Source organism: Oleiphilus sp. HI0079, from assembly GCF_001635105.1.
Window position 1 is genome coordinate 1 of sequence record NZ_LWFT01000406.1, and the last position, 5,930, is coordinate 5,930.

Genomic DNA, 5,930 nt, shown 5'->3' on the forward strand with positions numbered 1-5,930 from the left:
GATTCAGCACCGCATCGTTGACTTGTCGGATCAAATCATCAAAGCCTAGCAATTGTTCTTCCCGCTTCTTCTGATCAACTCGCTCTTTGGCCTCGACGTAAAAAGCCTGAAGAAAGAGCGAGCCTAAGCTTTTTGGCTGACGTTCAAAAAGCTGCTCAAGAGATACAAAGAAAAGGTGCTTAGGCGGCTGCTTGCCTTTTTTAGCACTCGCTATAATGGTCGATTCGTAAAACGTATCAAACTTGAGCTTGGCCATATCCGCTGGGCTTGCGCCGCTGTCTAGCCATGCTTGTATGGCCTCTAGGCGCTTCAGCTTATTATCGACAAGCTTTAAGTCTGAATCAGCAACAACACGTCGCACATCCGCGAGGTGATCAGAGATCAGGGTAACCAAAGATGCGTGCCATGCATCAAGCTCTTGGTACTGGGTTAACCACCAAGCCAAAGGCGTCTCTGCTAGATCTTGATGCCCTGCCTTAGTCAAAGAGGTTTGAGGTGTCACCCGATCAGCTTGTCGATGCGTGAAGACGCTAATCTTGCTGTTCAACGCGTCGGGCGTTGGCCATTGTGAGCGAACATACCTCAATGCAGGTTCAGGAAACTTAAGAATCGTTCCTCGCCAAAGATCGCGACAAGCATCAAGCCATTCAGGCCTTAAGTCTTCCTTCAAACTCTGTTCGCTTGGAAGATTCATCAACACGGCATGCTCTCGCGCCACTTTCTGGCAGAAGCCATGAATGGTATGAATCTCCGCCAAATCGATACTTTGCTCTGCCAACCGGAGACGTAACAAGTCATCAACGAGATTCTCAGAACGGAGCACCATCCGTGCAAGCAAGTCATCCGCGCCTAAGGCTTTTAACTCGCCTTCAACCAAAACATCTCCCGAAAGGCCTTGCTGTGGATCAATTTGCTTTAGCGCACGCTCAATTAGGGCCGTGCACTCAGCAATCTTACTCCGAATCCTAACCCTCAATTCTTGAGTAGCGGCCTCCGTAAACGTCACTACCAAAACTTCTTCAATCGTGTACTTTTTTTCAAGAACATATCGCAATACAAGGTGCGAAACTGTAAAGGTTTTACCTGTTCCTGCACTGGCTTCGATCAGAGCAAGGCCGTCGAGTGGAAAACGCGAAATATCTAAATTTTTCATGTGCTTATCCACTACTTGACCTCTCTGAAGTCAATCATGGGTAAAGGCGTAATCGGTTCAACGTCGTTGTCCCCTTTTCGACTCATCGCATCTGTGTGAAGCGCAATTTGGGTAAAAATAAGCTCGTTATCAAATTCAGGAACCCGCTCCGCATCCTGATCGCTTCCGGACAAAGTGCAATATCGCGCCCACAAAGCCGCCAAGTCTCCTACCGGCGGCGTTCGTTTGAACGCTCCTTGAGGGGTTTTATCTTTACCACTGAGGTAATGAAACGCCACTTCCGGTAAGAGAGGACGTGGCTCAAGCATCGCGCTATGGAAGTATGAAACCAGTTCTTGAAGATATTGCTTCGCCCGAGCGCCACCTAATGCCGGAAGTTCGATCTGCCAGGCCGGCGTCACGCAAACGCTCGTCGCTGGAATAGGCAAAGCGTTCTCTGCATGAAACACATTCCAAGCAACGTGCCGGGCCCATACACCAAAAAACCACTTTCCAGGATTGCGTGAAAAGTGCACATCTACCAAGCCGGCATCACCAATATAGACCTCACCGCTGAGCACGGTTGACTCTGCGAGGCTGGATGGTAAACGAAGCATTAATTGAACAGGCTGTGCAGCAAGTAACGGCTCTATCCGCGAGCAAAACTCAGCGTAGTCAGCACTTATCTCTTCAACAGACGCTCGCGCAACAGGTGCTTGCGGAAGCTCACCAAGTAACGAATGCTTTCGAATGAAGTCGTCGAGCGACGCGCCTCTGAACCAAACATCACACATCTGTCTGGCGAGTTTGTACGTCTGCAAACCATCAAGTGCAAAGGGTTCGTCACTTGCGAGCACGTCGATAAAACGCGCGCTCTTGACCCCCAGCTGCACGGAGTAATACGCAGCCAAGGGATTGGCAAATACGCGCTCCCACTCTGCGAGCTCTAGTTGTTCCGGCCATTCAAACAACGGGGGGCTGTGCGGGGGTTCATTTTCCAAAGCCGCCACCTGTTCAAACAAGTCTGCCTGACCAAGCGCTAATTCAGCTCCGTTACTGGAAGGCATTTCATTTTTGTTCATCGGTGCATGCAAGGGGTACCATTCATTCGCAAAAGATCGAGGCAAGCATCCATCCTCAATACCTGAGCCATTAAAATAGGCCGAGTGGAAAGGTTGAAGTCGATGCTGATAGGTCCAGGCATTCACCAGCGCTTTTGCAGCATCACTGGACCGATCCGTAAAGCTTCGAACACAAAGCTCTTGAAGCTCCGATAACAATACAGAGGGGAATAACTCGCTGTTATCTTTTGGATCAAAGCCCTTATACGAGATGTATAGGCGATCTTCAGCACTTAGAATTGCTTCGAGAAACATATATCGGTCATCACGTCGTCGGGATCGATCTCCCAAGCGGGCGGGGTATTGACTAATGAGATCAAAACTCTGCGTCATGTCATGGCGCGGATACGCACCCTCATTCATCCCCAACAAGCAGACCGCCTTAAAAGGTACCGTGCGCATGGGCATTAAATTACAGAAGTTGATCCGACCCGATAGAAATCGCTGGCTTACTTTCTCTTTTTCTAGCTCGGCCTGAAGTACTGCGAATATGAGGGAAAAAGGGACTTGCTGGTCAAAGCCGCTAACCTCAACCTGCTCAATAAGCGCATCAAGGCTTTTATCGGCTAGTTGTCGTAAGGACTCATCTAATGCGTTCATATCAAACCAGGAATACCAAACCTGTTGAACGCGAATAGCCCATTCATCAACCGACTTTGTCGAGCGCAATGCAACAGCATTACTTTCAATCAAATCCACAACGCGTAATAGAATGCCTAGAACTTCATGTTGTTCAGCACTTCGTAAGGGACATTCTATAAACCCCGCTTTAAGGTCATCAGGTGCGCCAACCAGGTATGACTTCAGTGCCCGTCTTAGGCCGAACAACCAAGTATGGCTATCCCCTGTGTGGCTAGAACCAATCACAGCATCTCGATGAGACTCGTTCACCCCCCAACGAATATTTAAGGCATCAACAAGCTTACGCGCGAAAGCCAAACGCTCGGCGTTGAGATCGAATCGAGAACACACGGCATCGAGACTCAGCAGATCAAAAATCTCATCGACTGTTAGACGCTTTTTATCGAGCTGTAGCACGGCTAGAAACTGCTCAATAATTGGCTGCTCTTGAGCTAGCGCGTGGTCAGAAAGGCCGTAAAAAAGTCGCGCTTCTCCTCCATCACGCGACTCAATCGGAGCTCCAAACACGGCATCAATAAAAGGCGCATACTGCTGAATATCAGGCGCCATGACGATAAAGTCACGCAAAGTGAAACTTGGGTCTTGATCAATCACATCCAGGACATAGTCACGCAGCGCCTCAACCTCACGCAAACGCGAGTGACAACGAGAGAAACGAATCGATGAGTCAAGTTCAAGCTCAGTGATGTCTGCGATGTTACACTCTACCCGACCCTCGAGAAGGTCGTTCTGAATATGCGCAAGCGCAGTCCCTGATGCATTTGACTCATACAAACTCGCCGCAAACTCACTTAGACCATCCTGCTCATCATAGCGATAGAGTGCTCCAAGATAATTTTTACCCACCTCTCCGAGGGAGGCTAATAAGGGGTGGGACTCATATTGTTCGAACTCCGACAGTGCCAAAACAGCATCATCACCGGACTGAAGGAGACGCTGCTGATACAGGGCATTTTGCCGCTCAGTGAGCGCGTCTCCCCAGTAGTACTGACAGGGATTCTGAAATAAAAAGTGCACATCAATGTGCTTACCAAGCGCTAAGAAGACGTTGAGCCACTGGACTGGAATAGCCGCCATCCCAAAAACAAATACTCTCTGAGGCAGCACGGCCCGGTCGAAGTTACCCTCGTTTAACACCACTTCTAACGCACGTAATCGAGAAGCACGATGATGTCGCTCTGAGAATGAAAACTGTGGGTACAAGGCCTGCCAAACTATACGTTGCCACGCCTCTTCTTGCTGCGTTGATGCGCTAGAAAATTCACTAACTTTGTCAGTAAGCGGCTCTCTTCGCTCCCATGCGGTGATCCAATCATTACGGTAGTTTTGATAGGCATCAAAATTGTCCGCAAGTATCTCGCTCACCTGAAACAGGCTTTGCTCACGCCCGGAACGACCAGACCGCGCAACAAGCGAATCGACATAAGCTCGAAGACCATCAAACTCCGGTTGATCAATCAGATCCGGTAAGAGACGGAATATTTCCCAACGCAGGGTCGATTTCTCAAAATGCTGAACGGTTGAGCTATGCTCACTTTTTTCAGAAACAAGCGACTCAATCAGCTGCCAAAGAAAAGCACCCGGCATTTGTGTATCAACCATACAAGCAATGCCTTGATGATCCGAAATACGTTGCTTTAACCACACGCCCATGCCGTAGCTTTGGGTTAAAACAATCTCGGATGCGAAAGGGTCGGCAAGCGGTGGTGTGCTTTGCAGCTTTGCGAGTATTTGAGCTAGGGTTTCGGTTTTGTTAGATGGATATAAGTAGAGCATGGCCGTCCTTGAGATCAAGTGAAAACAGTATACCCGCTATTACCCAACGCTCCATACGGCTAAGAGCTCAAATCAAAACTTAAATCAAGATTTTTGAGCACAGTTTTAATCTGATCTAGAGATCCGGACTGGAAGGAATTCACAACACAAACAACGAACACAAAAAAGCCGGCTCAAATATGGCCGGCTCTTTAAAACAGCGAACATCAAACCTTTAGGACTGATCGCGGCCTCGGCCTGCAGCAATGCGAAGTCTTAAGGCACTGAGCTTAATAAAACCTTCCGCATCTTTTTGGTCGTATGCACCGGCGTCATCTTCAAATGTCGCGATACTCTCGTCGAATAGGGAGTCATCAGACTTACGACCAACCACAATCACGTTACCCTTGTACATTTTGATGCGAACAACACCATTCACATAGGTTTGTGTCTCGTCGATCAGTGCTTGCAATGCTTTTCGCTCTGGTGACCACCAGTAACCGTTATAAACGAGCTCCGCGTATTTTGGCATAACGCTGTCTTTCAAGTGCGCCGCCTCTTTATCCAGCGTCAACGATTCGATTGCACGATGCGCCTTCAACATGACGGTACCACCGGGTGTTTCGTAACAACCACGCGATTTCATACCGACGTATCGATTCTCTACCAAGTCAGCTCGACCAATACCATTCGCACCTGCAACTTTGTTTAAATATTCTAGAACTTGCGCGGGGGTCATTGCTTTGCCATCAATGTGCGAAATATCGCCCTTCGTGTAGGTAAGCTCAATGTAGGTTGGCTTATCCGGCGCATTCTCCGGAGAAACAGACCAGCGCCACATTTCTTCTTCGGGTTCTTGCCAAGGGTCTTCTAGCATGTCCCCTTCATAAGAAATATGCAGTAAGTTCGCATCCATCGAATATGGAGATTTGCCTTTCTTGGCCTCCACTTCAATACCATGCTTTGCACAGTAATCCATTAGGCTTTCACGGGAATTCAGATCCCATTCACGCCAAGGAGCAATCACCTGAACACCAGGCTTGAGCGCATAGGCTCCAAGTTCGAAACGAATCTGGTCATTTCCCTTACCAGTCGCGCCATGCGAAATAGCATCAGCGCCAGTTTCATTGGCGATTTCAATCAAACGCTTAGCAATGAGTGGGCGCGCTATGGATGTACCCAAAAGGTATTCACCTTCATAGATCGTATTGGCGCGGAACATCGGGTAGACATAGTCACGCACGAACTCTTCACGTACGTCTTCGATGTAAATTTCTTTT

3 protein-coding genes are annotated in these 5,930 nt (G+C 48.6%); all 3 read right to left on the reverse strand.

The window, feature by feature from the left end; all coding sequences use genetic code 11:
* A partial coding sequence (locus A3750_RS05355; RefSeq protein ID WP_156498431.1) for a UvrD-helicase domain-containing protein occupies window positions 1-1,153 on the reverse strand: 1,153 nt, incomplete at its 3' end.
* 11 nt (window positions 1,154-1,164) lie between these two features.
* Window positions 1,165-4,671 carry an exodeoxyribonuclease V subunit gamma gene (gene recC, locus A3750_RS05360; protein ID WP_068452765.1) on the reverse strand — a complete coding sequence of 1,169 codons (3,507 nt, stop codon included), beginning with the start codon at window positions 4,669-4,671 and terminating at the stop codon, window positions 1,165-1,167.
* A 214-nt stretch (window positions 4,672-4,885) separates the two neighbouring features.
* On the reverse strand, window positions 4,886-5,930 hold a 1,045-nt coding region (locus tag A3750_RS05365; RefSeq protein WP_068548068.1), incomplete at its 5' end, for an argininosuccinate synthase.

Bases quoted from the DNA above. Each gene is read 5' to 3' on its own strand.
- recC (WP_068452765.1), bottom strand. From the start codon at position 4,671: ATGCTCTACTTATATCCATCTAACAAAACCGAAACCCTAGCTCAAATA.